25 protein-coding genes and 1 riboswitch are annotated in these 26,006 nt (G+C 70.0%); of the genes, 14 read left to right on the top strand and 11 right to left on the bottom strand.

Annotation, left to right across the window (positions count from 1 at the left end; genetic code table 11):
* Positions 1-161: 161 nt before the first annotated feature.
* From ACWDRW_RS04625 to ACWDRW_RS04665, 9 genes are all read left to right on the top strand, one after another.
* On the top strand, positions 162-926 hold the full coding sequence (locus tag ACWDRW_RS04625; protein ID WP_451720022.1) for a GntR family transcriptional regulator: 765 nt from the start codon (positions 162-164) through the stop codon (positions 924-926).
* 140 nt (positions 927-1,066) lie between these two features.
* Positions 1,067-3,202, top strand: a complete 2,136-nt coding sequence (locus ACWDRW_RS04630) for a carbon starvation CstA family protein (protein WP_451720025.1) — start codon at positions 1,067-1,069, stop codon at positions 3,200-3,202.
* Positions 3,177-3,374: a CstA-like transporter-associated (seleno)protein gene (locus ACWDRW_RS04635; RefSeq protein ID WP_451720028.1), complete on the top strand. Its 198-nt coding sequence runs from the start codon at positions 3,177-3,179 to the stop codon at positions 3,372-3,374. The genes ACWDRW_RS04630 and ACWDRW_RS04635 overlap by 26 nt, the downstream gene beginning before the upstream one ends.
* Positions 3,375-3,484: 110 nt before the next feature.
* Positions 3,485-3,742 (top strand): DUF3311 domain-containing protein, encoded by a 258-nt coding sequence (locus tag ACWDRW_RS04640; protein WP_451720031.1) that lies wholly within the window; start codon positions 3,485-3,487, stop codon positions 3,740-3,742.
* On the top strand, positions 3,739-5,334 hold the full coding sequence (mctP, locus tag ACWDRW_RS04645) for a monocarboxylate uptake permease MctP (protein ID WP_451720033.1): 1,596 nt from the start codon (positions 3,739-3,741) through the stop codon (positions 5,332-5,334). The genes ACWDRW_RS04640 and mctP overlap by 4 nt, the downstream gene beginning before the upstream one ends.
* Positions 5,335-5,407: 73 nt before the next feature.
* A complete protein-coding gene (locus ACWDRW_RS04650) occupies positions 5,408-5,914 on the top strand; it encodes a GNAT family N-acetyltransferase (protein ID WP_451720036.1) in 507 nt (168 codons plus the stop codon).
* A gap of 53 nt (positions 5,915-5,967) precedes the next feature.
* A riboswitch (cobalamin riboswitch) is annotated at positions 5,968-6,091 on the top strand.
* Positions 6,092-6,213: 122 nt separating this feature from the next.
* Complete coding sequence (locus ACWDRW_RS04655) at positions 6,214-8,565, top strand: ribonucleoside-diphosphate reductase subunit alpha (protein WP_451720039.1); 2,352 nt, start codon at positions 6,214-6,216, stop codon at positions 8,563-8,565.
* Positions 8,565-9,578, top strand: a complete 1,014-nt coding sequence (locus ACWDRW_RS04660; RefSeq protein ID WP_451720041.1) for a ribonucleotide-diphosphate reductase subunit beta — start codon at positions 8,565-8,567, stop codon at positions 9,576-9,578. The genes ACWDRW_RS04655 and ACWDRW_RS04660 overlap by 1 nt, the downstream gene beginning before the upstream one ends.
* A 241-nt stretch (positions 9,579-9,819) precedes the next feature.
* The gene (locus ACWDRW_RS04665) at positions 9,820-10,785 is read left to right on the top strand and encodes a GlxA family transcriptional regulator (RefSeq protein WP_451720043.1); all 966 of its coding nucleotides are present in this window, start codon (positions 9,820-9,822) and stop codon (positions 10,783-10,785) included.
* A gap of 4 nt (positions 10,786-10,789) precedes the next feature.
* Here the strand turns inward: ACWDRW_RS04665 and ACWDRW_RS04670 are convergent, their stop codons facing one another.
* The 10 genes from ACWDRW_RS04670 to ACWDRW_RS04715 all read right to left on the bottom strand — a co-directional run bounded on the left by ACWDRW_RS04670 (position 10,790) and on the right by ACWDRW_RS04715 (position 20,745).
* Positions 10,790-12,166, bottom strand: coding sequence for a bifunctional albaflavenone monooxygenase/terpene synthase (locus tag ACWDRW_RS04670; RefSeq protein WP_451720046.1), 1,377 nt, complete (start codon positions 12,164-12,166; stop codon positions 10,790-10,792).
* A complete protein-coding gene (gene cyc1, locus ACWDRW_RS04675) occupies positions 12,163-13,248 on the bottom strand; it encodes an epi-isozizaene synthase (protein WP_451720049.1) in 1,086 nt (361 codons plus the stop codon). The genes ACWDRW_RS04670 and cyc1 overlap by 4 nt, the downstream gene beginning before the upstream one ends.
* Before the next feature lie 290 nt (positions 13,249-13,538).
* Positions 13,539-14,189, bottom strand: a complete 651-nt coding sequence (gene def, locus ACWDRW_RS04680) for a peptide deformylase (RefSeq protein WP_451720052.1) — start codon at positions 14,187-14,189, stop codon at positions 13,539-13,541.
* A gap of 74 nt (positions 14,190-14,263) precedes the next feature.
* Complete coding sequence (locus tag ACWDRW_RS04685) at positions 14,264-15,244, bottom strand: tetratricopeptide repeat protein (RefSeq protein WP_186284740.1); 981 nt, start codon at positions 15,242-15,244, stop codon at positions 14,264-14,266.
* A 117-nt stretch (positions 15,245-15,361) separates the two neighbouring features.
* Positions 15,362-16,603, bottom strand: a complete 1,242-nt coding sequence (locus ACWDRW_RS04690) for an HD-GYP domain-containing protein (protein ID WP_451720055.1) — start codon at positions 16,601-16,603, stop codon at positions 15,362-15,364.
* Positions 16,600-17,922: an HD-GYP domain-containing protein gene (locus ACWDRW_RS04695; RefSeq protein WP_451720058.1), complete on the bottom strand. Its 1,323-nt coding sequence runs from the start codon at positions 17,920-17,922 to the stop codon at positions 16,600-16,602. Before ACWDRW_RS04695 ends, ACWDRW_RS04690 begins: the two co-directional genes overlap by 4 nt.
* A gap of 124 nt (positions 17,923-18,046) precedes the next feature.
* A complete protein-coding gene (gene rsrA / locus ACWDRW_RS04700) occupies positions 18,047-18,349 on the bottom strand; it encodes a mycothiol system anti-sigma-R factor (RefSeq protein ID WP_451720061.1) in 303 nt (100 codons plus the stop codon).
* Positions 18,346-19,041, bottom strand: coding sequence for an RNA polymerase sigma factor SigR (sigR, locus tag ACWDRW_RS04705; protein ID WP_451720369.1), 696 nt, complete (start codon positions 19,039-19,041; stop codon positions 18,346-18,348). The genes rsrA and sigR overlap by 4 nt, the downstream gene beginning before the upstream one ends.
* Positions 19,042-19,298: 257 nt before the next feature.
* Positions 19,299-19,928 (bottom strand): alpha/beta hydrolase family protein, encoded by a 630-nt coding sequence (locus ACWDRW_RS04710; RefSeq protein ID WP_451720064.1) that lies wholly within the window; start codon positions 19,926-19,928, stop codon positions 19,299-19,301.
* A gap of 1 nt (position 19,929) precedes the next feature.
* Positions 19,930-20,745, bottom strand: a complete 816-nt coding sequence (locus ACWDRW_RS04715; RefSeq protein WP_451720067.1) for an SOS response-associated peptidase — start codon at positions 20,743-20,745, stop codon at positions 19,930-19,932.
* A 50-nt stretch (positions 20,746-20,795) separates the two neighbouring features.
* On the opposite strand from ACWDRW_RS04715, the gene ACWDRW_RS04720 reads away from it, so the two are divergent.
* From ACWDRW_RS04720 to ACWDRW_RS04735, 4 genes are all read left to right on the top strand, one after another.
* Complete coding sequence (locus tag ACWDRW_RS04720) at positions 20,796-21,509, top strand: M50 family metallopeptidase (protein ID WP_451720069.1); 714 nt, start codon at positions 20,796-20,798, stop codon at positions 21,507-21,509.
* 66 nt (positions 21,510-21,575) lie between these two features.
* Positions 21,576-22,892, top strand: coding sequence for a 3-phosphoshikimate 1-carboxyvinyltransferase (aroA, locus tag ACWDRW_RS04725; protein ID WP_451720074.1), 1,317 nt, complete (start codon positions 21,576-21,578; stop codon positions 22,890-22,892).
* 16 nt (positions 22,893-22,908) lie between these two features.
* Positions 22,909-23,919, top strand: a complete 1,011-nt coding sequence (rsgA, locus tag ACWDRW_RS04730) for a ribosome small subunit-dependent GTPase A (protein ID WP_451720077.1) — start codon at positions 22,909-22,911, stop codon at positions 23,917-23,919.
* Between the two features lie 120 nt (positions 23,920-24,039).
* Positions 24,040-24,363: a DMT family transporter gene (locus ACWDRW_RS04735; RefSeq protein WP_451720080.1), complete on the top strand. Its 324-nt coding sequence runs from the start codon at positions 24,040-24,042 to the stop codon at positions 24,361-24,363.
* A gap of 18 nt (positions 24,364-24,381) precedes the next feature.
* Here the strand turns inward: ACWDRW_RS04735 and ACWDRW_RS04740 are convergent, their stop codons facing one another.
* The gene (locus tag ACWDRW_RS04740) at positions 24,382-24,990 is read right to left on the bottom strand and encodes a TetR/AcrR family transcriptional regulator (protein WP_451720083.1); all 609 of its coding nucleotides are present in this window, start codon (positions 24,988-24,990) and stop codon (positions 24,382-24,384) included.
* A gap of 179 nt (positions 24,991-25,169) precedes the next feature.
* Here ACWDRW_RS04740 and hisN point away from each other — a divergent pair, with 179 nt between their 5' ends.
* Positions 25,170-25,970: a histidinol-phosphatase gene (gene hisN / locus ACWDRW_RS04745; protein ID WP_451720086.1), complete on the top strand. Its 801-nt coding sequence runs from the start codon at positions 25,170-25,172 to the stop codon at positions 25,968-25,970.
* The last annotated feature ends 36 nt before the right edge of the window (positions 25,971-26,006 follow it).

A 26,006-nucleotide genomic window follows, 5' to 3' on the forward strand; every position in this document is an offset into this window, starting at 1 on the left:
CATATGCAAGAACCTTTAAGTAAGAAGCCAGCGAAAAGGGCGCCACCGGAGTAGTCTCTTCCACTAGACCACTTGGGCCTATGGACTAGACCAAAACAAGTGGCGACGGTATACAGAGGGGATCACGATGTGACCCGCATCCGGAGCCGGGAAGGCAGACCATGAGCACCGACGTCAGCAGTGCTGAGAACGAGGGCGGGGCGAGTGTCCGTACCGCGCGCGTGCCCAAGTACTACCGCCTGAAGAAGCACCTGCTCGACATGACGGAGACCCAGGCGCCCGGCACTCCGGTTCCGCCCGAGCGGACCCTGGCGGCCGAGTTCGACACCTCCCGCACCACCGTGCGCCAGGCCCTCCAGGAGCTTGTCGTCGAGGGCCGCCTCGAACGCATCCAGGGCAAGGGCACCTTCGTCGCCAAGCCGAAGGTCTCCCAGGCGCTCCAACTCACCTCGTACACCGAGGACATGCGGGCCCAGGGCCTCGAACCGACCTCCCAGCTGCTGGACATCGGCTACATCACGGCCGACGACCGGCTCGCCGGGCTGCTCGACATCACCGCGGGCGGGCGCGTGCTGCGCATCGAGCGGCTGCGCATGGCCAACGGCGAGCCGATGGCGATCGAGACCACCCACCTGAGCGCCAAGCGCTTCCCGGCCCTGCGCCGCTCGCTGGTCAAGTACACCTCGCTGTACACCGCGTTGGCCGAGGTCTACGACGTCCACCTCGCCGAGGCCGAGGAGACCATCGAGACCTCGCTCGCCACCCCGCGCGAGGCGGGCCTGCTCGGCACGGACGTGGGCCTGCCGATGCTGATGCTCTCCCGCCACTCCCTGGACCGGGACGGCCAGCCGGTGGAGTGGGTGCGCTCGGTGTACCGCGGGGACCGCTACAAGTTCGTGGCGAGGCTGAAGCGGCCACAGGGCTGAGGCCGGCCGAGGAGCAAGACCGAAGCGGTCGCAGGAGTAGGCCTGTTGAAGGTTCGACAGTGGTGGTGCACGTGGTGTAGCGCGGCTCACATTCCTGTTCTACGGTCCTCCCGTCATCGCATGGACGGGAGGACGACCCGGTGCGCACCGCGAACACTCGAACCATCGTCATCTGGACCCTCGTCGCGCTGATCGGCGCCACCGGCTGGGCGGTGCTCGCACTGGCCCGCGGCGAGGACGTCTCCGCCGCCTGGATGGTCGCGGCGGCCCTCGGCTCGTACGCCATCGCTTACCGCTTCTACGCCAAGTTCATCGCGTACAGGGTCCTCAAGGTCGACAAGACCCGGGCCACCCCGGCGGAACGGCTCGACAACGGCATCGACTTCCACCCGACCGACCGCCGCGTCCTGCTCGGCCACCACTTCGCGGCCATCGCCGGCGCCGGACCGCTCGTCGGACCGGTCCTCGCGGCGCAGATGGGGTATCTGCCCGGCACCATCTGGATCATCGCGGGCGTCATCTTCGCGGGCGCGGTCCAGGACATGGTGGTGCTGTTCTTCTCCACCCGCCGCGACGGCCGTTCACTCGGCCAGATGGCCCGCGAGGAGATCGGCCCCTTCGGCGGCGCGGCGGCCCTCCTCGCGGCCTTCGCCATCATGATCATCCTGCTCGGGGTGCTGGCCCTCGTCATCGTCAACGCCCTGGCCGAGTCACCCTGGGGCACCTTCTCCATCGCGATGACCGTCCCCATCGCCCTGCTGATGGGTTTCTACCTGCGCGTGCTGCGCCCCGGCCGGGTCAGCGAGGTCTCCCTGATCGGCGTCGGCCTGCTGCTGCTCGCGCTGGTCGCGGGCCGCTGGGTCGCCGAGTCCTCATGGGCCGAGGCCTTCACCCTCGCGCCGTCCACGCTGGTCGTCTGGCTGGTGGCGTACGGCTTCGTCGCCTCGATTCTGCCCGTGTGGATGCTGCTCGCGCCCCGCGACTACCTCTCCACCTTCATGAAGATCGGCACGATCCTGCTGCTCGCCCTCGGGGTCGTCATCGCGCTGCCGACGCTGAGGATGGACGCGGTCACCGACTTCGCCTCCCGCGGCGACGGCCCGGTCTTCGCGGGCTCCCTGTTCCCCTTCGTCTTCATCACGATCGCCTGCGGTGCCCTGTCCGGCTTCCACTCGCTCATATCGAGCGGTACGACGCCGAAGATGATCCAGAAGGAGACGCAGGTCCGGATGATCGGGTACGGCTCCATGCTGATGGAGTCATCGGTCGCCGTGATGGCGCTGGTCGCCGCGAGCGTCATCGACCCGGGCCTGTACTTCGCGATGAACGCCCCCGCGGGGGTCATCGGTGACTCCGTGCAGAACGCCTCCCAGGTGGTCGGGAGTTGGGGTTACCAGATCTCCCCGGAGGACCTGGCCCAGGCCGCGAAGAACGTCGAGGAGGCGTCCCTGCTGCACCGCACCGGCGGGGCGCCCACGCTCGCCGTCGGAATCTCCGACATCTTCTCCCAGATCACCGGGGACAGTCTGCGGGCCTTCTGGTATCACTTCGCGATCATGTTCGAGGCGCTGTTCATCCTGACCGCGCTGGACGCCGGCACGCGCGTGGGGCGCTTCATGCTCCAGGACACCCTGGGCAACGTCTACCGGCCGTTCAAGGACGTCAGCTGGAAGCCCGGACTGGTCATCTGCAGCGCGCTCGTGTGCGGGCTGTGGGGGTACTTCCTGTGGGTGGGCGTCCATGAACCCCTCGGCGGGATCAACCAGCTCTTCCCGATCTTCGGCATCTCCAACCAGCTACTGGCCGCCGTCGCCCTCGCGGTCTGCACGACCCTGCTGGTGAAGTCCGGCCGCCTCAAGTGGGCCTGGATCACCGGGATCCCGCTCGCCTGGGACGCGACGGTCACGCTGACCGCCAGCTATCAGAAGGTGTTCTCCAGCGACCCCAAGGTCGGCTTCTTCAAGCAGCGCCAGGTGTTCCAGGACGCGATCGACGAGGGCAAGGTCCTGCCGCCCGCCAAGTCCATGGACGACATGCACACCGTGGTCACCAACTCCACGGTGGACGGCGTCCTCACGGCGGTGCTGGCCCTGCTCATCGTCGTGGTCATCGTGGACGCGGCCCGGGTCTGCGTCCGGCACGTCCGGCGCCCCGCTTTGTCCACCCTGAGCGAGGCACCCTACGTCGAGTCCGAACTCGTCGCCCCGGCGGGCCTGTTCCCGACCCGCGAGGAGAAGGAGGAGCAGCGCAATGCGGTCACTGCGGCGGGTGGCTAGGGCGGTGCGGTGGTACGTCCGTGAACTGACCGACGAATCGGCCTACGACCGCTATGTCGCGCACCTGCGCCGGGACCACCCCCTGGCACCCGTGCCGACCAGGCGCGCCTTCGAACGGATGCGGACGGACCGCCAGGAGTCGGACCCCCGCCAGGGGTTCCGCTGCTGCTGAGCGGATCTTCCGGGACCGATATGCGGACGAGGGGTTCCGTTTACGCGACGCCGTGACCTAGATTGCCTGCGCATTACACCAGGTGATCGGCAAGGGGACGGAGCCGTCGGATGTCAGAAGCCCCGGAAGTGCGCAGAGAACCGGTGGTGACGCCTGTTCGGGTCGTCATCGCCCTCTGCCTGTTCGCGCCCTTCGTGGCGATGTTGTGGGTGGGGTCCTACGCGAAGGCCGACCCGGCCTTCATCGGCATTCCGTTCTTCTACTGGTACCAGATGGCCTGGGTGCTCCTGTCGACCGCGCTGACGATGATCGCGTACAAGCTGTGGCAGCGTGACCAGCGCGCCCGTAAGTCGGAGGGCGCCAAGTGAACGACGGCGTGAACGGCGTCGCACTCGCCGTCTTCATCTTCTTCTTCCTGGCCGTCACGGTCATGGGCTTCCTGGCCGCGCGCTGGCGCAAGGCCGAGAACGAGCACAGCCTCGACGAATGGGGCCTGGGCGGCCGGTCGTTCGGCACCTGGGTCACCTGGTTCCTGCTCGGCGGCGACCTCTACACGGCGTACACCTTCGTGGCGGTCCCGGCGGCGATCTACGCGGCCGGCGCGGCGGGCTTCTTCGCGGTGCCGTACACGATCCTCGTCTACCCGCTGATCTTCACCTTCCTGCCCCGGCTCTGGTCGGTCTCGCACAAGCACGGGTACGTGACGACCTCGGACTTCGTGCGCGGGCGGTTCGGCTCCAAGGGCCTCTCGCTCGCCGTGGCGGTGACCGGCATCCTGGCGACGATGCCGTACATCGCGCTGCAACTCGTCGGCATCCAGGCGGTGCTGGACGTGATGGGCGTCGGCGGCGGCGAGAACACGAACTGGTTCATCAAGGACCTGCCGCTGCTGATCGCCTTCGGTGTGCTGGCGGCGTACACCTACTCCTCGGGTCTGCGGGCCCCGGCGTTGATCGCCTTCGTCAAGGACACCCTGATCTACCTGGTGATCGCGGTGGCGATCATCTACATCCCGATCAAGCTGGGCGGGTTCGACGACATCTTCGCCGAGGCGAACGAGAAGTTCACCACCACCGGGGCGGGCGGTCTGATTCCGGCGGAGGCCGGTCAGTGGACGTACGCCACGCTGGCGTTGGGCTCGGCGCTGGCGCTGTTCATGTACCCGCACTCGATCACCGCGACCCTCTCCTCCAGGAGCCGTGACGTGATCCGCCGCAACACCACCATCCTGCCGCTGTACTCCCTGATGCTCGGCCTGCTCGCGCTGCTGGGCTTCATGGCCGTCGCGGCCGGGGTGAAGGTGGAGAACGGCCAGCTGGCGATCCCGCAGCTGTTCGAGAACATGTTCCCGGACTGGTTCGCGGGCGTGGCCTTCGCGGCGATCGGCATCGGCGCGCTCGTCCCGGCGGCGATCATGTCGATCGCGGCGGCGAACCTCTTCACCCGCAACATCTACAAGGACTTCATCAAGCCGGACGCGACGGCGGCCGAGGAGACCAAGGTCTCCAAGGTGGTCTCCCTGCTGGTGAAGGTGGGCGCGCTGGCCTTCGTCCTGACCATGGACAAGACGGTCGCCATCAACTTCCAGCTCCTCGGCGGCATCTGGATCCTGCAGACCTTCCCGGCCCTGGTCGGCGGCCTGTTCACCCGCTGGTTCCACCGCTGGGCGCTGCTGGCGGGCTGGGCGGTCGGCATGATCTACGGCACGGTGGCGGCGTACGGCGTCGCCTCGCCGACGCAGAAGCACTTCGGCGGCTCCTCGAAGGAGATCCCCGGCATCGGGGAGATCGGCTACATCGGCCTCACGGCGTTCGTGCTGAACCTGGTCGTCACGGTGGTCCTGACCTTCGTCCTGAAGGCGGCGAAGGCCCCCGAGGGCATCGACGAGACCAGCCCCGAGGACTACACGGCGGACGCGGGCGACCCGGGTGTGCAGAAGGAACTGTCGCCCCTCCACTGATACCGGGCCGTTCCGCAGCGGGCCGCCGACATGCAGGACTGTCGGCGGCCCGCCGTCGTACACACTCATCCGTATGGACTTCCGGATCCGCGCGGCGGAACCCACCGAATACGACGAACTCGGCGAGATCACCGCCCAGGCCTACCTCCAGGACGGCCTTCTCGCCTTCGGCGAAGCCGACTGGTACCTCGGCGAACTGAGAGACGTGGCCAAGCGGGCGGCCGCCGCCGACGTGCTCGTCGCCGTGGAACAAGGCCGCCTCCTCGGCGGAGTCACCTACGTCCCCTCTCCCGGCCCCATGGCCGACCTCGCCCGCCCCGGCGAGGCCGAGGTCCGCATGCTCGCGGTGGCCCACGAGGCCCGGGGCAGAGGCGTCGGACAAGCCCTCGTGCAGGCGTGCGTCGACCGCTCGAGCGCCGCGGGCGACCGCACCGGCATCGTCCTGTCCACCCAGCCCCTGATGCACAGCGCCCACCGCATCTACGAACGCCTCGGTTTCCGACGCGCCCCGGAACGCGACTGGAACCCGATTCCGGACCACCCCGAGTTCACTCTCCTCACCTACGAGTTGACGCTCTGAAGTCGACTCCGACACAACATCTGGGGGTGTCACCGCGGCCCGGCACAAGATGTATGCTCATGCTCGCTGTCGCCGCAGGGGAATCCGGTGCGAATCCGGAACTGTCCCGCAACGGTGTACTTGTGCACGTCTGTGCACATGGTCAGTCCGAGGACCTGCCGACAGTGCGCCCGGCCGTCCGGTCCGGGTGACTGACGTCCGGGCCTCGTGGAGTGGGCCGGTGGACGCGACGCCCCGTGCGCTCGTGAGCTGCCGCCTGCCCTCCGCAAGGCCCTGTGCCGAGCGAGGGAGAGCCCCACGTGACCATCGCGCCAGCCGATCCGGCTTCAGCCGTCCCGACCGCCGAGGACGCCCCGGGCACCGCCCTGCTGCGGACCCTGACCGAGCTGACCGCCGACCTCCCCGACGCCGACCCCGGCCGGGTCGCCGCCGCCGCGCTGCGCGGCCGGTCCGCCCGGGCCGACGAGGCGGAGCTGCGCGAGCTGGCCACCGAGGCCGCGGCCGGGCTCATCTCCGAGGACCCCGCCTACAGCAGGCTGGCCGCCCGGCTGCTGACGGTCACCGTCGCGGCCGAGGCCGCCTCGCAGGGCGTCACGTCCTTCACCGAGTCCGTCGCGGTCGGGCACCGGGAGGGCCTGATCGCCGACCGGACCGCCGAGTTCGTCCGGATCCACGGCGTCCGGCTCGACGCGCTGATCGACACCGACGCCGACGACCGCTTCGGCTACTTCGGCCTGCGTACCCTGCACAGCCGTTACCTGCTCCGGCACCCCCTCACCCGCAAGGTCGTCGAGACGCCGCAGCACTTCATGCTCCGCGTCGCCGCCGGTCTCGCCGAGGACGACACCACCAGGTCGGTGGACGAAGTCGCCGCGCTCTACGGGCTCATGAGCCGCCTCGACTACCTCCCCTCCTCCCCCACGCTCTTCAACTCCGGCACCCGGCACCCCCAGATGTCGTCCTGCTACCTCCTGGACTCGCCGCTGGACGAGCTGGACTCCATCTACGACCGCTACCACCAGGTCGCCCGGCTCTCCAAGCACGCCGGCGGCATCGGGCTCTCGTACTCCCGTATCCGTTCCCGGGGTTCGCTGATCCGCGGCACCAACGGGCACTCCAACGGCATCGTCCCGTTCCTGAAGACCCTCGACGCCTCGGTCGCCGCCGTGAACCAGGGCGGCCGGCGCAAGGGTGCCGCCGCGGTGTACCTGGAGACCTGGCACTCCGACATCGAGGAGTTCCTGGAGCTGCGCGACAACACCGGTGAGGACGCCCGGCGGACGCACAACCTGAACCTCGCCCACTGGATCCCGGACGAGTTCATGCGCCGGGTCAACGCCGACGAGCAGTGGAGCCTCTTCTCCCCGGCCGACGTGCCCGAGCTGGTCGACCTGTGGGGCGAGGAGTTCGACGCGGCCTACCGGAAGGCCGAGGCCGCCGGACTCGCGCGCAAGACCATCCCCGCCCGTGATCTGTACGGCCGGATGATGCGGACCCTCGCGCAGACCGGCAACGGCTGGATGACCTTCAAGGACGCCGCCAACCGCACCGCGAACCAGACGGCCCTGCCGGGCCATGTCGTGCACTCCTCCAACCTCTGCACGGAGATCCTGGAGGTCACCGACGACGGGGAGACGGCGGTCTGCAACCTGGGCTCGGTGAACCTCGGTTCGTTCGTCGCGGACGGTGACATCGACTGGGAGCGCCTCGACGCGACCGTCCGCACGGCCGTCACCTTCCTCGACCGGGTCGTCGACATCAACTTCTACCCGACCGAGCAGGCGGGCCGGTCCAACGCCAAGTGGCGGCCGGTGGGCCTGGGCGCGATGGGCCTTCAGGACGTGTTCTTCAAGCTGCGGCTGCCCTTCGACTCGGCGGAGGCCAGGGCGCTGTCCACCCGGATCGCCGAGCGCATCATGCTCGCCGCCTACGAGGCCTCCGCCGACCTCGCCGAGCGCGAGGGCCCGCTGCCGGCCTGGGAGAAGACCCGTACCGCCCGGGGCGTCCTGCACCCCGACCACTACGACGCCGAACTCACCTGGCCGGAGCGGTGGGCGGCACTGCGCAGCCGTATCGCCGAGGTGGGCCTGCGCAACTCGCTGCTGTTGGCCATCGCGCCCACGGCGACCATCGCCTCCATCGCCGGTGTGTACGAGTGCATCGAGCCGCAGGTGTCCAACCTGTTCAAGCGCGAGACGCTGTCGGGCGAGTTCCTCCAGGTCAACTCCTATCTGGTGCAGGACCTGAAGCGGCTCGGCGTGTGGGACGCCCGCACCCGTGAGGCGCTGCGCGAGGCGAACGGCTCGGTGCAGGACTTCGCGTGGATCCCGGCGGACGTACGGGCGTTGTACCGCACGGCGTGGGAGATCCCGCAGCGCGGTCTGATCGACATGGCGGCGGCGCGGACCCCGTTCCTCGACCAGTCCCAGTCGCTGAACCTGTTCCTGGAGACGCCGACCATCGGCAAGCTCTCCTCGATGTACGCGTACGCCTGGAAGTCCGGGCTGAAGACGACGTACTACCTGCGCTCGCGCCCGGCGACCCGCATCGCCCGCGCGGCACAGGCTTCCGTCCCCGTCCAGCAGGTGACCTCCGAAGAGGCCGTCGCCTGCTCCCTTGAGAACCCCGAGTCCTGCGAGGCATGCCAGTAATGACCAGCCGTAACCAGAATCTCCTCGACCCGGGCTTCGAGCTGACCCTGCGCCCCATGCGCTACCCCGACTTCTACGAGCGCTACCGGGACGCCATCAAGAACACCTGGACCGTGGAGGAGGTCGACCTCCACTCGGACGTCGCCGACCTCGCCAAGCTCAGCCCGGCCGAGCAGCACCTCATCGGCCGGCTGGTCGCCTTCTTCGCGACCGGCGACTCGATCGTCGCGAACAACCTCGTGCTGACGCTGTACAAGCACATCAACTCCCCCGAGGCGCGGCTGTACTTGAGCCGTCAGCTCTTCGAGGAGGCCGTGCACGTCCAGTTCTACCTGACGCTGCTGGACACCTACCTCCCCGATCCGGAGGACCGGGCGGCGGCCTTCGACGCCGTGGAGAACATCCCCTCGATCCGTGAGAAGGCCGGGTTCTGCTTCAAGTGGATCAACGAGGTCGAGAAGCTGGAGCGCCTGGAGTCCCAGGCCGACCGCCGCCGCTTCCTGCTCAACCTGATCTGCTTCGCCGCGTGCATCGAGGGCCTGTTCTTCTACGGCGCCTTCGCGTACGTCTACTGGTTCCGCAGCCGGGGTCTGCTGCACGGCCTGGCCACCGGCACCAACTGGGTGTTCCGGGACGAGACCATGCACATGAGCTTCGCGTTCGATGTCGTGGACACCGTCCGCAAGGAGGAGCCGGAGCTGTTCGACGACCAGCTCCAGCAGCAGGTCACCGACATGCTGCGGGAGGCCGTCGAGGCCGAGCTGCAGTTCGCGCGCGACCTGTGCGGTGACGGCCTCCCGGGCATGAACACCGACTCGATGCGCCAGTACCTGGAGTGTGTCGCCGACCAGCGGCTGACCCGGCTCGGCTTCGCTCCGGTGTACGGCTCGGAGAACCCCTTCTCCTTCATGGAGCTGCAGGGAGTTCAGGAACTCACCAACTTCTTCGAGCGGCGCCCTTCGGCGTACCAGGTCGCGGTGGAGGGCACGGTGGACCTGGACGAGGACTTCTGAGCCTCGGGCCGCCCCTCCTCGGCCTCCCGGAGCTGACGGTCGATGCGCCGGTCGTGCGCGATGCCGAGCAGTGACGGGAGGACGAGAAGGACGAGGATCCCGAGGACGACGGTCATTCCGATGAGTGCTTCTGTCTGTTCACTGGTCATGTCACCACTGTCGCGCTGAACACTCCTGACGGACAGTGGCAGGACTGCCGCGCACCATCGATTTACTGCCAGAACCGTGCCACACTGGCGGCATGCTGAAGAACGTGGCCGTCGCCCTGCTCGACGGCGTGCACCCCTTCGAACTCGGTGTCGTCTGCGAGGTCTTCGGACTCGACCGCGGTGACGAGGGGCTTCCGGTGTACGACTTCGCGGTCGTCTCGGCGGAAGGCCCCGCGCTGCGCACCCATGTCCCGGGGTTCACGGTCTCCACGCCCTACGGCCTGGACCGGCTCGACGAGGCCGACCTGATCGCCGTACCGGCGGGCAGCGACTACATCGACCGGGACTATCCGCCCGCGCTGCTCGACGCCCTGGTGCGGGCCGTGGAGCGCGGGGCCCGAGTGCTCAGCGTCTGCTCCGGCGTCTTCGTGCTGGGCGCGGCCGGGCTGCTGGACGGCCGACGGTGCGCGGTGCACTGGCGGCAGGCGGAGGAGCTGGCCCGGCGCCACCCGCGCGCGGCCATCGAGCCCGATGTGCTGTACGTGGACGAGGACCCGGTGATCACCTCGGCGGGCACGGCCGCCGGGATCGACGCGAGCCTGCACCTCGTGCGCAAGGAGCACGGTGTGGAGGTCGCCAACGCCATCGCCCGGCGCATGGTGGTGCCGCCGCACCGGGACGGCGGGCAGGCGCAGTACATCGACCGCCCGCTGCCCCGCTCCCAGTGCGACACGGTCGGCGACGTCCTGACCTGGATGGAGCGGCATCTCGCCGAGGAGGTCACCGTCGAACAGCTCGCCGACCTCGCGCACATGTCACCGCGCACCTTCGCCCGCCGCTTCCAGCAGGAGACGGGCACCACTCCCTACCGCTGGATCCTGCGTCAGCGCGTCCTGCTGGCGCAGCAGTTGCTGGAGACGACGGACGAGACGGTGGACGCCGTCGCGGGCCGGACCGGGTTCGGCACCGCGGCGGCACTGCGCCACCAGTTCGTACGGGCGCTGGGGACCACTCCGAACGCCTACCGGCGCACCTTCCGGGGCCCGGAGGCGGCCTGAGCCGTCACCGGGGCACCGGCCTGAGCAGCAGGTTGTGCGGCCTGAGGGTGATGCCCACCCGGGTGGCGTCGTTGGATCCGGACACCTGCTCGAAGCGGTACTTCGTGGCCACCGCCGCCGTGATCAGCGTCAGCTGCGCCATGGAGAAGTGATCGCTCGGGCACTTGCGGTTGCCCACACTGAAGGGGCTCATGGCGTATTTCGGCACATCCTTCACGCGTTCCGGAAGCCAGCGGTCGGGATCGAACCGGAGGTTGTCCGCGTAGGACTTCGGGTCCCGCTGGATCGCATACGGGCTGTATACGATGTCGGCGCCTGCCGGAATGCGATACCCGCCGAGCTCGGTGTCGGTCACCGCCCGGCGCGTCAATATCCAGACGGCCGGGCGCAAACGCATGGCCTCGACGACGACATTGTTCGTGTGCCTCAGCGCGCGCACATCCGCGAATGCGACGGGCCGCCCGCCGGTCACGGTTTCGACCTCTGCGGCCACCCGGTCGGCGTGCTCCGGATGTTCCGCGAGCACCTGCAGCAGCCACATGATCGTGGACGCCACGGTTTCGCTTCCGGGGGTGAGTATCGCGACGACCTGGTCGTGGATCTCCTGTTCCCCGATCGGCTCGCCATTCTCGTCCTTCGCCTCCAGCAAGGCCGTCAGCAAATCGTCCGGCTTTTGACCAGATGCCCGGCGCTCGGCGACGATCTCGTCGACCAGGAGATGCAAATCGGCCAGGGCTCGGTTGAATTTTCGGTTGGGCGGAAGCGGCAGCCGGTAGAGCGGTCCGGCCGGAATCACCATGCGGCGGTACATACCACGGAACACGGTCGCGAGTGCGATGCACAGACGTTCGGCCCGTTCGTCCATGAAGTCGCCGCGCAGCAGACAGCGGGCGGCGATCCGGACGGCCACCCGAAAGGATTCCGAGGTGCAGTCGACGGTCTCGCCGGGCCGCCAGCGCTCGGTGAGGGCGTGTGCCTCCTCCTCCATGATCGGCCCGTAGGCGGGGATGGCGTCGAGCCGGAACGCGGGCTGGATGGTGCGCCGCTGGCGCCGGTGCCGGGGGCCGTTCGCGGTGGCCACGCCCTCCTTGCCGAGCAGGCCTTCGAGGGACTCCCACAGCGGTCCGTCGATCTTGAAGTCGGTGCTGAGCGCCATGGCGCCGGTGAGGGCGGGAGTGGTGACCGCGTACACGGTCTTCGGGCCGAGCTTCAGCCGGACGACGTCGCCGTGCTCGCGCAGCCCCGCCATGAAGGAGAGCGGATCGCGCACCAGCTTCCAGCCGTGCCCCAGAAGCGGAACACCGCCGCCCGCGCAAGGCGGCTCACGCAGCCCGGATTCCGCATATATCTGCGCGTCGGGCTTCACAGACTCGACGGTCATTTCTCACCTGCCGCTTCGTTGTTGACGTACGGGGGCGTGGACCGGTCGTCCCAGTTGTCGACCATGTACCGGCCGGACTCGTGATGGAACCAGTAGACGGTGCTGAACCAGTTGCGCATATTGCGGACACAGGCCCGTACGGCGGCACTCAGTTCTTTTCCCCGCAGGGTGCCGTCGGCGAGATCGTCGGCCAGTCGAAGGGCGGCCCGTTCCGCGACCAGGAATTCGGAAATGCATTCCTCGACGCGCCGCCTTACTTCCACCACCGATTCTTCGAGGGTCAGTCCCTCGTGCTTGATGAGACTGATTCCGAGATTGTGCACCTCATCGCCCGCTATTTCTTTCGGCAGCGAGCAGAGATCGTTGTACCAGGCGGCGAATTCCTGGCTCAGCAGCGCCGCCCGCCGATATGCCGGGTGTTTCCTCACCGAGTCCGGGAGTTCACGGCCGGCGCTCGGCTCCAGCAGATCGGTCCAGATCCAGTGCGCGAAGGTGAGGCGGCGCAGGGCCAGGTAATCCTCGACGGTGGGGATGATTCCGTTCGTGCGGTTGTGGAATTCCCGGTCGTAGGCCTCGATCACCGCGTGGAAGTGCCGGGCGAACCGGTCGTTCCAGGTCTGCGGCAGGAAGGCGTACAGCCGCGTCATGCAGTCCGCGAACCCGGCCACCAGCGGATCCTCGTGGTGCAGGTGGTCCTCGGGTGCGTCGAGTGCCGTGTGCAACCGGAACCTCAGCCGCCGCCAGGCGGACGGGCGGCGGTGCACGATGTCACGGTCGTGGCGGTCGTCCCAGACGAAGAACCACGCGCTGTAGTCCGCAATCGCCTGCAGCACCTCGTCGGGGGCGCCAATGTAGTAGCCCGCCATGAGGTCGGTGTAGCAAAGGCCGTCGGCATATTCCTCCACCTTGTCCGCCGGCATGAGCCGTTTTTCCAGCAGCCAGGTGCGGGTCTTCTCCTGAAGCCGGGGCCAATACGGATGGAGTTGCCTGGGAAACGCCGCCTCGATCACCGGGAGAGACAGTGATGGTGGGACCGCGACCGCCGTCGGCGTCGATGTGGTGCTGTGTGAGAAAGCATGCACGAACAAACCCCTCTCAGCCGCCAGTTGCGCACACCCCTCCCGCCGTGCCGGGCGTGCGCCGTTGCGTATCCCCGCACTTCCCATTCAGCCCTACAACTGACCGATCTGGGAACGGATTTGCTCCATTCACTACCCCACAGTGCCGAGAATCTCCCCTTGTGTGACTGATTATGGATCAGCAGCTGCGCACAGGGGATCGAACATACGACGTACAGACGAACGGCGCCTGGTCAGGAAGGGGTTCCTGAACAGACGCCGTCCGTATGTGACTTGAGGGAAACCAGTCGGCTTCAGTTGTTCGCGACCACCGGGTAGCGAGGCTCGTTCTCGGCCATCTGCCGCAGCGCGTCCTTGCGTTCCCGCTTGGAGAGCCGGTCGATGTAGAGATAGCCGTAGAGATGATCCGTCTCGTGCTGCAAACACCGCGCGAAGTAGCCGGTGCCCCGCACCCTGATCGGGTTGCCCTTCTCGTCCTGCCCGGTGACCTCGGCGTAGTCGGGGCGGGCCAGCGGCGCGTACGCGGTCGGCACCGACAGACAGCCCTCGTTGCTGTCGTCCAGCCGGCGCTGCTCGGCGGGCAGGTCCACCAGCTTGGGGTTGCAGACCACGCCGACGTGCCGCTCGCCCTGGTCGTCCTGGCAGTCGTAGACGAAGACCTTCAGGTCCACGCCGATCTGGTTGGCGGCCAGGCCCACGCCCTCGGCGGTGCGCTGCGAGGCGAACATGTCCGCGACCAGCTGGTCGAGCTCGGGACCGAACTCGGTGACGTCCTTGCACTCCTTGTGGAGGACCGGGTTCCCGACGACGGTGATCGGCCGCGAGGTGCCCCGCGCACGCCAGGCGTTCTCCCGCTCCTCGGTCTCCTCGGTGTCGATGACGAAGCCCTCGTCGTCCACGGGGAGCACGCCCGCGTGCTGCTGATCGGTGTCCTGCTGCGCCATGACCGACGTATGCCTTCCTGCAACCAAGTGAATTTCTGCGAATACAGGGTACAAAGCCGCGGCCGGGCGACGGCCTAGCAGACCTCTTCCAGGTCCCGCCAGTCCCTCGAATCAGGCGAGTCGGCGACCCACCCGTCCAGCAGCCCCCGTACCAGCGAAGCCGGCGCGGCCACCCCGCACTCCCGCTCCGGCACCCACAGCTGCCCGTCCGTCCGGTGCCCCAGGGGCCCGGGGTGGCCCGGCTCGCTGTGGTCGTGCGGGTCCAGGTGTTCCCCGTCACCCTCGTCCGAGGGCATCCGCGACTCGGAACACGTCCGGCACAGCAGCCGGACCGACGAGGACCAGTCCTCCGCGGCGAACCCGGCGTCCGCGGCGAGCTGCTCCAGCGCGTCCCGGTCCGCCTCGGTCGCCGCCTCCAGCAGCACCACCCAGGTCGGCACCGGAGAGGGCGCCCACAGCTCGATCTCGTCGAAGACGGGGTAGGCGTGCCCGGCGGCCGTGGTCCGCTCGCCGTGCGGGACACCGTCGTGCAGCACGACCTCGCCCCAGCGCCGTCCGGACGACGGCAGCGGGATCGACAGCACCTCGATCCGCGCGGGATCGAGCCGCCGCCCCCACACGACCTCCGCCTCCCCCTCGGGGGACAGCCGTACGGCCGCGCTGCCGAGGTCCATGCCGACCGGCTCCCCGGAGTCGGTCGCGCCGCCCGGCACCCGCAGCCCGTAGGCCTGCCAGGCCCGCCGGGCCAGCGGCCAGTCCTGCAGGGCGGTGGCCGCGATGCCGACGTTCCACCAGTCGGGCGCCCCGGTCTCCCGGTCGAGCAGGGCCACGGCCCGGAGACCCGCCGCCCGCGCCTGCTCCCAGTCGTGCCGGAACTTGTGCAGCAGGGCGAGGTTGAACCAGGACTCGGACAGCCAGGGCTCCAGATCGGCGGCGCGTGTCAGCAGCGCGCCCGCGTCCTCGTACCGACCGTCGCCGATCAGCGTGAACGCGCGATCGGTGGCCTGCCGCCAGGAGGCGGAGGGCCGGTGCCGTCCCTTGCCGAAGATCCTCACGATTCCCGCCTGCCAGTTCCGTGGAGTGGGCCGGCTGTGCCCCCGGACAACCTCTCGGAGACCCTCTCCCTTCGCATCCAACCACGTACCGCTGGAGGGGCGCTCATTACCCATGGGTTACCCCACTCGCCCCAAGGTCAGACAGTCTCTTGACAGCACCCTGGCCAAGGCCTCGACAACATCCGGCGCATAGTCGCCCGCGGTGGCCAGGCGCAGCTCCTCCAGCGCCTTCAGCGGGCCACCCGGCCCCGCGCCCTGGGCCTTCTCCTCGTAGGCGTTCACGGCCCGGACGATCCGCGCGGCCCGCGGCTGCTCCCGGCAGGGGTCGGCCTGGCGCTCGACGATCACGGCGACCGCGCCGTCCACCCCGGTCTGCCGTACGACGGCACCGCCGAGCAGGGCGATCCTGCGCTGTTCGGCGGCGGGCAGGTCCGCGGTGGCGCCCCCCGGGACCGGGTCGACCAGGCTGAGCTGTCCGATGTCGTGCATGAGGGCGGCGTACTCCAGGACGGTGAGGTCGGCACCGGACAGGCCGAGGTCGCGGCCGACGGCGACGCTGAGCGCGGCGACCCGCCGGGCGTGCCCCGCGGGGGTGTATCCGGCGACCTCGGTGGCGCGGGCGAGGGAGGCGATGGTCTGGCGGTAGGTGGCGCGGACGGCGGCGTAGCGGCGGAAGGAGATCTGGGTGAGCAGCAGCGGCAGACAGAACACGGGCAGCGCCCACAGGCCGACGACGGCCACCGCGAGCGCCATGACCGCGCCCGTGGCGCAGACGGCCGAACCGATCCCGAGCAGCGCCCGCAGCTCGTCCCGGAGCAGCGGGCCGAACGGCCAGCCGGTCCTGGAGTGCGCGAGCGCGGCGACGAGCACGGCGTCGCACAGGGCGGTGAGGGCGAGCAGCGCCAGCAGCAGCAGCGCGTAGGCGGCGCCGCTCCACTCGTCGAACACACCCCGGTTGTACAGGGGTTGGAAGCACACGGCGGCGAAGCCGACGGTGAGCAGCCGCCGGACCAGATGGTCGGGGTCCGGGCCGCGGCCGCGGGCGATGTGCGGGGCCCCGCCGAGCAGACCGGCGAGGAGCACGACGGTGACGACCTGGAGCACGCCGTGGTGGGTGGGCTGACCCGCGTCCTCGCCGAGCAGGGCGTACGACAGCGCGCCCGCGGCCCCGAGCGGCGCGGCCTCGCGGACCTCGGCGCCGGTCCACCGGGTGAGTTCGCCCACGGTGATGAGGAGCCCGAACGCGAGCGCGACGGGACGTTCCTCCAGACCGTGCCGGAGAGTGCCGAGGAGAGCGACGGCGGCCAGCAGGGCGGCCGAGGCATGGATGAGGACGTGGAGGGACCGGGGACGGCTCATCGGCGCGCCCCCGGACGGCTGGGCACGGACGGGACGGGCGGCGCGGGCACCTCGTCGGCGGTGACCGCCGGATGCCATCCGCCGCGCTCGATGACGCGTGCGAGGGCCGTGACCATCCGTGGGTCGAACTGCGAGCCCGCGCACCGCTCGAGCTCCGCCAGGGCGACCGCGACCGGCCGGGCCCGCCGGTAGGACCGGGTGGACGTCATCGCGTCGAAGGCGTCGGCGACGGCGACGACCCGCGCGGACTCCGGGATCTGCCCGCCGACCAGGCCGTACGGGTACCCGCTGCCGTCGAGCCGCTCGTGGTGGTGCAGGACGGCGGCCCGGGCCTCGCCGAGGAAGGAGATGCCGCGCACCATCTCGTGCCCGTACTCCGGGTGCAGCTCGATGATCCGGCGTTCCTCCGGGGTGAGGGGTCCGTCCTTGCGCAGCAGCCGGGTGGGCACCCCGAGCTTGCCGACGTCGTGCAGGATCCCGGCGAACCGCAGCACCTCGACGCGCTCGGCGTCCATGCCCAGCTCGCGGGCGATCATCATCGAGGCCTGTCCGACGCGCTCGCTGTGCCCGCGGGTGTAGCCGTCCTTGATGTCGACGGCCTGCACCAGCGCCCGGATGGTCGCCTGATGGGCGGCCCGCTCCCGGTGGACCTGGGCGAACACCCACCAGGAGACGCACATCGGCAGGAGCACCAGCAGCGCGGCGACCGGACCGTACGGGCTGCGCCACAGGACGGCCATCATCAGCCCGGCGAGCCCGTGCACGGCGACCGGGGCGAGCGAGCGCAGGAACAGCCCGCGCCAGGCCCGGCGGACGGGCGCCCTCCCCCGCTGCCCCGAAGGCGCGGGAGGTGCCCCGACGCCGAGGGCGAGGATGCCCCCGTCGAGGAGCGTGAGCGCCAGGCAGAAGGCCAGGACCGCGGCTCCGGCGGGGAGCAGGGCGTAGGGGAAGTCCGAGGCGACGACCGCGTCCCGGCCGTCGAGCGCCCAGTGCACGCGGGCGGCGGCCCAGACGGCGAGCGCCAGCTGGGCGGCCCGCCAGATCCGCCGTACGGGCGCGCCCTGGGAGAGCAGGGCGCCGGGCACCGCCACCAGCGCCGCGGCGGGCGGGGGCAGCAGGAAGGCGCCGGCGAGCAGGACCGGATAGCAGGTGCCGGCGAAGCGCCGACGGGCGATCTGCTCGCAGCCGGCGTACAGCGCGGCCAGGAGGGCGAGGGCCCACCAGGGCGTGCGGACGGCCGGCAGCGGCAGCAGACAGAGCAGGGCACCGAGGGCGGCGCAGGCCACGTAGACCCGCGCCCGCGCGGGAATCCCCTCCATGTGCCCCTCCCCTGACCATGCCTGTCCAGGCTCCGGAGCCTAGGAGGACCAGGGGGAAGGTGCGGGCGTATCACCCGCTGATTAGCACGTTCGAGTGACGACTGCCCCTTACCGAGGCGGGAGTTCAGGACTCCTGCGGGGTCGCGGTCACATCGTGCTCGGGCACGGCCTGACCCGAACGGATCAGGTCCAGCCGTCCGAGCACCTTGGCGCGCAGGTCGGTGGGCACGTCGTCATGCCCGCAGCACCGCTTGACCAGCTTCTTCACGGCCTGCTCCAGGCCGTACTTCTCCAGGCACGGCGAGCACTCGTCGAAGTGCTGCTTGAACTTGTCGCGGTCGACGTCCGGCATCTCACTGTCGAGGAACTCGTACAGATGGTCCAGGACCTCACTGCAGTCCGTCTCGTGCGGCTCTCCGCAGCTCATGAGCCCGAGCCTTTCGCTTCGTTCGACTCTCCGGCGCCCGCCGGGACCAGCCCGCGCTCACGCGCGTAGTCCTCCAGCATTCCGCGCAGTTGACGGCGGCCCCGGTGCAGCCGGGACATCACCGTACCGATGGGTGTCCCCATGATGTCCGCGATCTCCTTGTACGCAAAGCCCTCGACGTCCGCGAGATAGACGGCGATGCGGAATTCCTCGGGGATCGCCTGGAGGGCTTCCTTCACGTCCGAGTCGGGCAGGTGGTCGAGCGCCTGGGACTCCGCGGAGCGCAGACCCGTCGACATGTGCGACTCGGCACGCGCCAGCTGCCAGTCCTCGATCTCCTCGGCCGCGGAGCGCTGGGGTTCACGCTGCTTCTTGCGGTACGAGTTGATGAAGGTGTTGGTGAGGATCCGGTACAGCCAGGCCTTGAGGTTGGTGCCCTCGCGGAACTGGTGGAAGGACGCGTACGCCTTGGCGTACGTCTCCTGCACCAGGTCCTCGGCGTCGGCCGGGTTGCGCGTCATGCGCAGCGCGGCCGAGTACATCTGGTCGAGGAATTCGAGCGCGTCCCGCTCGAAGCGCGCGCTGCGCTCCGCGGTGGACTCCGCGGACGTGTCCGTGCTCGTGCCCTGGCCCTCGGGCAGCTCCGCCTGGCCGTCGTCGGTCCCTGCGTCGGTACCGGTGACCGGACCCACCTCCTCAAGATTCCGGGTGCCACCGAAGCCGGTGTCACCAGAATCGGAGGATAGACGAACCTCCGGTCCGCCCGCCGCTCGAATAGGAGCGGTCTTCGCCGCGTGCAGCACCGTCCAGTCCAGGTCAGTGCGGCTGCTGCGGCTCGCGCAGATGGTCGAACCCATGCGGCGGACTTCCTCTCCTACGACGTCGGTGCTGGTGGCTCAGCACTTCTGTCCGCCACAACAGTGGTCCGGGGCGCAACATTCCCGAGCCTTCACCCCAGTGACCCGGCCCACTTGACCACCGCGTCGGTGACGATCGCCACGGCCCGCTCCTGGGTGACGTCCGCCCGCTTGGGCACCGCGAAGCCATGGTCGCCGTAAGGGACCTCGACCAGCTCGTAGTCGCCCTCGGGGAACTCCTCCGGCTTCCCGAAGGGATCGTTGCCTCCCTGGACGACGAGGGTGGGCACCCCGGATCCGAGCAGTTCCCCCGCGCGGGACTTCTCCGGCCGGCCCGGCGGATGGAGCGGGAAGCTGAGCGCGAGAACGGCGTGCGCGCCGAGTTCCGCGGCGGTACGGCAGGCGACGCGGGCGCCCGCGCTGCGGCCGCCGGAGATCACCGGCAGCCCGGCCCCGGCGAGGGCGGCCCACACGCCCCGCCAGCCGACGTCGAGGGTCTTCGGGGCGGGGGCGACCTTCTTCCCGGCCACCCGCCAGGGCTGCTCGACGAGCGCCACGCTCACGTCGTGCGCGGGGAGGGCGTGGGCCAGGGCCTGGAGGTCGCGGGCGCCGATCCCGCCGCCGGCGCCATGGCTCACGGCGAGCACGAACCGTGGCTTCCTCGCACGGTGCCAGGTGATGCGGGCGTCTCCGGCCTCGGTGCCGATGATCTCTTCTGTCACATCAGAAGAGTGTGCCCTCCTCGGGCCCCTCCAGCTCCTTCAGCAGCTCCGGGCCGTTGTTGCGGACGTTGCTGACGGCGGTGGTCACCGGGTAGGCGCGCATCAGTCCGGCGGGCGGCGGGGCGAGCAGCTCGCGGAGGCCGTCGGGATCGGTGCGGGCGGGGTCGAGCCAGGCGTCCCAGCGGTCCGGGGTGAGCATCAGCGGCATCCGGGGGTGGATCTCGGCCAGCGCGTGCGGACCCTCGGCAGGGGACACGGCGAGCGGACTCGTCTCCGCCTCGGTGGTGATCACCGAGCAGGTCACCCACCAGGCCCGCGGATGGTCGTCGGGCAGGGTCCTGTCCCGCCAGAACTCGTACAGACCGGCCATCGCGAAGACCGAGCCGTCGGCGGGGAGCACGAAGTACGGCTGCTTGCGGGGCCGCTTCTTCTTCCCCTCGACCTCCAGGTCCCGCTCCTGGGTGCCGGTGACCCACTCGTAGTAGCCATCGGCGGGCAGGATGCAGCGGCGGGCGGCGAAGGCGCGGCGGTACGAGGGCTTCTCGTGGACCGTCTCGGCGCGCGCGTTGATCATCCGGGCGCCGCCCTCGGGCGTCTTGGACCAGGACGGGACGAGCCCCCACTTGAGCTTGCGCAGCTGGCGAACCGGCCGTTTGTCGTCGGCGTCCTTCACAGGACGGTCCAGGACCGCGTAGACCTCTTTGGTCGGGGCCACGTTGTAGTCGGGCTCCAGGGTCTCCTCGGGCTCCCACTTCTCGATCTCAAAGATTCCTGCGAGATCCTCGGGCCTACGACTCGATGCATACCGTCCGCACATACGTGCCACACTGCCAGACTCCGCAGGACGAGAGGGAGCACCCCGAAAACATGGACAGCAGCACCGCGACCTCTCTCTGGGACGAACTCGTCGGCACCCAGAGCGATCCCGACCTGTGGATCGTGATCGCGACCCTGGTCGCCGCCCTTGTGGTGGTCGTCCCGCAGGGCCTGTGGCGGATCGCCCGCAACACGATCACCATCGCCCACGAGGGCGGGCACGGCCTGGTCGCCCTGCTCACCGGCCGTCAGCTCACCGGCATACGGCTGCACTCCGACACCAGCGGCCTCACCGTGAGCCGCGGCAAGCCGCACGGCCTCGGCATGATCCTCACGGCGGCGGCCGGCTACACGGCTCCCCCACTGCTGGGCCTCGGCGGCGCGGCACTGCTGGGCGCGGGCCGCATCACGCTCCTGCTGTGGCTGGCGACCGCCCTGCTGCTGGCCATGCTGGTGATGATCCGCAACGCGTACGGCGCCCTGACGGTCGTCCTGACGGGCAGCACCTTCGTCGTGGTGTCGTGGCTGGCGGGCCCTCAGGTACAGGCGGCTTTCGCGTACGCGGTGGTGTGGTTCCTCCTGCTGGGCGGAGTGCGCCCCGCCTTCGAACTCCAGGCGAAGAGGTCGAGGGGCGGGGCGGGGGACTCGGACGCGGACCAGTTGTCGAGGTTGACGCATGTGCCGGCGGGGTTGTGGCTGTTTCTGTTCCACGCGGTGTCGCTCTGTTCGCTGATAGGCGGCGGACGGTGGCTCCTGGAGGTGTGAGAAGCCGGGCGCGACCAGCCACAACGGCGCCGCACTCGGACGACGGCCTGCTTATAGAGTGGGTCCATGGCCCCGAACCACGCACAAAACGCCCTCTGGCCCGCCCCTCACGCGCGCGGTGCCGTCGACGCGACCGTCCACGTGCCCGGGTCCAAGTCGGTCACGAACCGAGCCCTCGTGCTCGCGGCCCTCGCCAGTGAACCCGGCTGGCTCCGCCGTCCCCTCCGCTCTCGCGACACCCTCCTGATGCTCGGCGCCCTGCGCGCCATGGGCGTCGAGATCGAGGAGGGCGTCGGCCCGGACGGCTCCGGCGAGGCCTGGCGCGTCCTGCCCACGGGCCTGCGGGGCCCCGCCACCGTGGACGTCGGCAACGCCGGCACCGTGATGCGCTTCCTGCCCCCCGTGGCCGCCCTCGCCGACGGCCCCATCCGCTTCGACGGCGACCCGAGGTCGTACGAGCGCCCCCTCAACGGCGTCATCGACGCGCTGCGTGTGCTCGGCGCCCGGATCGACGACGACGGGCGCGGCGCGCTGCCGCTGACCGTGCACGGCGGCGGCGCCCTGGACGGCGGTCCGGTCGAGATCGACGCCTCCTCCTCGTCGCAGTTCGTCTCGGCGCTGCTGCTCTCGGGCCCGCGCTTCAACCAGGGCGTCGAGGTCCGCCACACCGGCTCCACCCTGCCCTCGATGCCGCACATCCGCATGACGGTGGACATGCTGCGCGCGGTCGGCGCCCAGGTGGACACCCCCGAGTCGGGCGGCGAGCCGAACGTCTGGCGGGTCACCCCGGGCGCCCTGCTCGGCCGGGACCTGACGATCGAGCCGGACCTCTCCAACGCCCAGCCGTTCCTGGCGGCCGCCCTGGTCACCGGCGGCAAGGTGCTGATCCCCGACTGGCCGTCCCGCACCACCCAGCCGGGTGACCGGCTGCGCGAGATCTTCACCGAGATGGGTGGTTCCTGCGAACTCACCGAGTACGGCCTTGAGTTCACCGGATCGGGTGCCGTGCACGGCATCGACGTGGACCTGGGCGACGTCGGCGAGCTGACCCCGGGCATCGCGGCGGTCGCCGCCCTGGCGGACTCCCCCTCGACCCTGCGCGGGGTCGCGCATCTGCGGCTGCACGAGACGGACCGGCTGGCCGCGCTCACCAAGGAGATCAACGAACTCGGCGGTGACGTCACCGAGACCGCCGACGGACTGCACATCCGCCCGCGCCGCCTGCACGGCGGGATCTTCCACACCTACGAGGACCACCGCATGGCCACCGCCGGCGCGATCATCGGCCTGGCCGTGGAGGGCGTGCAGATCGAGAACGTGGCGACGACGGCCAAGACGCTGCCGGACTTCCCCGAACTGTGGGCCGGGATGCTCGGGAACTGACGGGCGGACCAGGATCATGCGCCGCTACGGCAAGCACACCGACGAGGACGACATCCGCAGCCGCCCCAATCGCAAGGGCAACCGGCCGCGTACGAACATCCGCCCCAAGCACGAGGACGCGGCCGAGGGGCTGGTGCTCACCGTGGACCGGGGCCGGCTGACCTGCCTGGTCGAGGACCGGGTGGTACTGGCGATGAAGGCCCGCGAACTCGGCCGTAAAGCGGCGGTGGTCGGCGACCGGGTGGCCCTCGTCGGGGACATGTCCGGCAAGAAGGACACCCTCGCGCGGATCGTCCGCATCGAGGAGCGCACGTCGGTGCTGCGGCGCACGGCGGACGACGATGACCCGTACGAGCGGGTGGTCGTGGCCAACGCCGACCAACTGGCCATCGTCACCGCCCTCGCCGACCCCGAACCGCGCCCGCGACTGATCGACCGCTGCCTGGTGGCGGCCTACGACGGCGGTCTCGAACCGCTGCTGGTGCTGACCAAGTCGGACCTCGCCCCGCCCGACAAGATCCTTGAGCTGTACGGCGATCTGGACATCCCGTTCGTCGTCACGAGCCGCGCGGAGCTGGAGACCGGAAACGCGGCGGAGCGGGTGCGCGCCGAACTGGACGGCCGGGTAACGGCGTTCGTCGGCCACTCGGGAGTCGGCAAGACGACCTTGGTGAACGCGCTGGTGCCCGAGGAGCGCCGCCGGCTGACCGGCCATGTGAACGCGGTGACGGGCCGCGGCCGGCACACCACCACCTCCGCCCTGGCCCTCCCCCTCGACGGCGCCGAGGGCTGGGTCGTGGACACCCCGGGCGTACGGTCCTTCGGCCTCGCCCACATCGATCCGTCCCGGGTGATCCACGCCTTCCCGGACCTGGAAGCGGGAACCGAGGGCTGCCCGCGCGCGTGCAGTCATGACGAGCCGGACTGCGCTCTCGACGACTGGGTCGCCGAGGGTCACGCGGACCCCGCGCGGCTGTACTCGCTGCGGCGATTGCTGGCCACCCGGGAGCGCAAGGAAGGCGACTGACCTCCGCGTTGTTTGACTCCGCACGAGTCCGGTAAGGGCATAATCGCACCGAGCCGGAACCAAGCCTGACCAAAGCCTGATGAAGCGGTCACAGTTCGTGGGGATACGGGAGGACAGCACATGGCGTGGCTGCTGGTCATCGTGGCGGGGTTCCTGGAAACCGGCTTCGCGGTGTGTCTGAAACTCTCCCACGGCTTCACGAGACTCTGGCCGACGATCGCGTTCTGCATCTTCGCGCTCGGCAGCTTCGGACTGCTGACCCTGTCGCTGAAGAAGCTCGACGTCGGCCCGGCGTACGCGGTGTGGACCGGCATCGGCGCCGCCGGCACCGCGATCTACGGGATGATCTTCCTGGGCGACATCGTCTCGACGCTGAAGATCGTGTCGATCAGCCTGGTGATCGTGGGGGTCGTCGGACTCCAATTGTCGGGCTCGGCGCACTAGGCGGCGACGGCCCGACCATCAGCCGACCGGTAACTGCCGGAGCAGCGCCGTGCGCACGAGATCGGCGACGCCTCCCTCACCGGGCGGGGCGACCACGCAGGACAGCGCGATCCGGACGACCAACTCGCAGGACCGGGCCAACTCCCCGCCGTCCTTGTTGGCGCCCGGTCCCGCCAGCGCGGCCACGGCACGGTCGCGGACGATGGCCACGAAGTCACCGGGCGAGGGCAGCGGGCCGTCCGCGCGACGCTGGGCCGGTACGGCGGAGGAGGACGGGACGGCCGACAGCGTGGGCGCGGGCAGCCGCTCGCTCCAGCAGCCGGTGAGCATGGCGCGGACCAGGGCGTTGTCGCGCGCGGCCGTGGTGGTCCACTCGGCGGTGGCGGTGAGCCGGTCCCGGGCGTCGGACTGGGTGTTCAACGCCCGCTCCACACCGGCGAGATAGGAGTCGGCCTCCCTCCGCACCAGCGCCCGGGCGAGCCCTTCCTTGCTCCCGAACTCGTTGTAGAGGGTCTGCCGCGAGACCCCGGCCGCCGCGGCCACGTCCACCATCCGGACGGCAGACCAAGACCGACGCGCGAGCGCCGTATAAGCGGCATCCAGCAGAGATTCCCGTGCTGCAGGCATCGTCGCCTCCCAGGGCCCCGGCTCTGCGCCCAGATTTGACGCGCATGACGGCACTGTCAAGGGTTCGCGAGCGCACTGCCCCGGCGCCCGGCTCGCCCCAGGGCGCCCCCTGTCCCGCCCGCGGTCCACACTCCGGCCCCGGTGGCCCCGCGTGACCCCCGGCGGATACCGTTCGTCACATGCCGGACTACCTTGACGACCTCCGCCTCGCCCACGTCCTCGCGGACGCCGCCGACGCGGCCACCATGGACCGCTTCAAGGCGCTCGACCTCAAGGTCGAGACCAAGCCGGACATGACCCCGGTCAGCGAAGCGGACAAGGCGGCCGAGGAGCTCATCCGCGGCCAGCTCCAGCGCGCCCGCCCCCGCGACGCGATCCTGGGCGAGGAGTACGGCGTGGAGGGCACCGGACCCCGCCGCTGGGTCATCGACCCCATCGACGGCACCAAGAACTACGTGCGGGGCGTCCCCGTCTGGGCCACCCTCATCGCGCTGATGGAGGCGGCCGAAGGCGGCTTCCAGCCGGTCGTCGGTGTCGTCTCCGCCCCCGCCCTCGGCCGGCGCTGGTGGGCCGCCAAGGGCCACGGCGCCTTCACCGGCCGCAGCCTGTCCTCCGCGACCCGGCTGAAGGTCTCCGGCGTCTCGAAGCTGAGCGACGCCTCCTTCGCGTACTCCTCTCTCAGCGGCTGGGAGGAGCGGGGGCGCCTGAACGGCTTCCTCGACCTCACCCGCGAGGTCTGGCGCACGCGCGCGTACGGCGATTTCTGGCCGTACATGATGGTCGCCGAGGGCTCCGTCGACCTCTGCGCCGAACCGGAACTCTCCCTGTGGGACATGGCCGCAACCGCCATCGTCGTCACCGAGGCGGGCGGCACCTTCACCGGCCTCGACGGTCGCCCGGGCCCGCACAGCGGCAACGCGGCCGCCTCGAACGGCCTCCTCCACGACGAGCTCCTGGGCTACCTGAACGCGCGCTACTGAGCCTCACGCGCCCCCTTGTTGACCCTCTCTTTGCCT

This window comes from Streptomyces sp. NPDC003635, assembly GCF_053587635.1.

Excerpts from the sequence above, each read along its gene's own strand:
- ACWDRW_RS04650 (WP_451720036.1), top strand. The coding sequence starts at position 5,408 with ATGGACTTCCGGATCCGCGCGGCGGAACCCACCGAATACGACGAACTC.
- aroA (WP_451720074.1), top strand. The coding sequence starts at position 21,576 with ATGGCCCCGAACCACGCACAAAACGCCCTCTGGCCCGCCCCTCACGCG.
- ACWDRW_RS04635 (WP_451720028.1), top strand. The coding sequence starts at position 3,177 with ATGCGGTCACTGCGGCGGGTGGCTAGGGCGGTGCGGTGGTACGTCCGT.
- ACWDRW_RS04740 (WP_451720083.1), bottom strand. The coding sequence starts at position 24,990 with ATGCCTGCAGCACGGGAATCTCTGCTGGATGCCGCTTATACGGCGCTC.
- ACWDRW_RS04665 (WP_451720043.1), top strand. The coding sequence starts at position 9,820 with ATGCTGAAGAACGTGGCCGTCGCCCTGCTCGACGGCGTGCACCCCTTC.
- ACWDRW_RS04695 (WP_451720058.1), bottom strand. The coding sequence starts at position 17,922 with ATGGAGGGGATTCCCGCGCGGGCGCGGGTCTACGTGGCCTGCGCCGCC.
- def (WP_451720052.1), bottom strand. The coding sequence starts at position 14,189 with ATGGCGCAGCAGGACACCGATCAGCAGCACGCGGGCGTGCTCCCCGTG.
- rsgA (WP_451720077.1), top strand. The coding sequence starts at position 22,909 with ATGCGCCGCTACGGCAAGCACACCGACGAGGACGACATCCGCAGCCGC.
- ACWDRW_RS04690 (WP_451720055.1), bottom strand. The coding sequence starts at position 16,603 with ATGAGCCGTCCCCGGTCCCTCCACGTCCTCATCCATGCCTCGGCCGCC.
- hisN (WP_451720086.1), top strand. The coding sequence starts at position 25,170 with ATGCCGGACTACCTTGACGACCTCCGCCTCGCCCACGTCCTCGCGGAC.
- ACWDRW_RS04715 (WP_451720067.1), bottom strand. The coding sequence starts at position 20,745 with ATGTGCGGACGGTATGCATCGAGTCGTAGGCCCGAGGATCTCGCAGGA.
- ACWDRW_RS04735 (WP_451720080.1), top strand. The coding sequence starts at position 24,040 with ATGGCGTGGCTGCTGGTCATCGTGGCGGGGTTCCTGGAAACCGGCTTC.
- rsrA (WP_451720061.1), bottom strand. The coding sequence starts at position 18,349 with ATGAGCTGCGGAGAGCCGCACGAGACGGACTGCAGTGAGGTCCTGGAC.
- ACWDRW_RS04660 (WP_451720041.1), top strand. The coding sequence starts at position 8,565 with ATGACCAGCCGTAACCAGAATCTCCTCGACCCGGGCTTCGAGCTGACC.
- ACWDRW_RS04625 (WP_451720022.1), top strand. The coding sequence starts at position 162 with ATGAGCACCGACGTCAGCAGTGCTGAGAACGAGGGCGGGGCGAGTGTC.
- ACWDRW_RS04720 (WP_451720069.1), top strand. The coding sequence starts at position 20,796 with ATGGACAGCAGCACCGCGACCTCTCTCTGGGACGAACTCGTCGGCACC.
- ACWDRW_RS04670 (WP_451720046.1), bottom strand. The coding sequence starts at position 12,166 with ATGACCGTCGAGTCTGTGAAGCCCGACGCGCAGATATATGCGGAATCC.
- ACWDRW_RS04640 (WP_451720031.1), top strand. The coding sequence starts at position 3,485 with ATGTCAGAAGCCCCGGAAGTGCGCAGAGAACCGGTGGTGACGCCTGTT.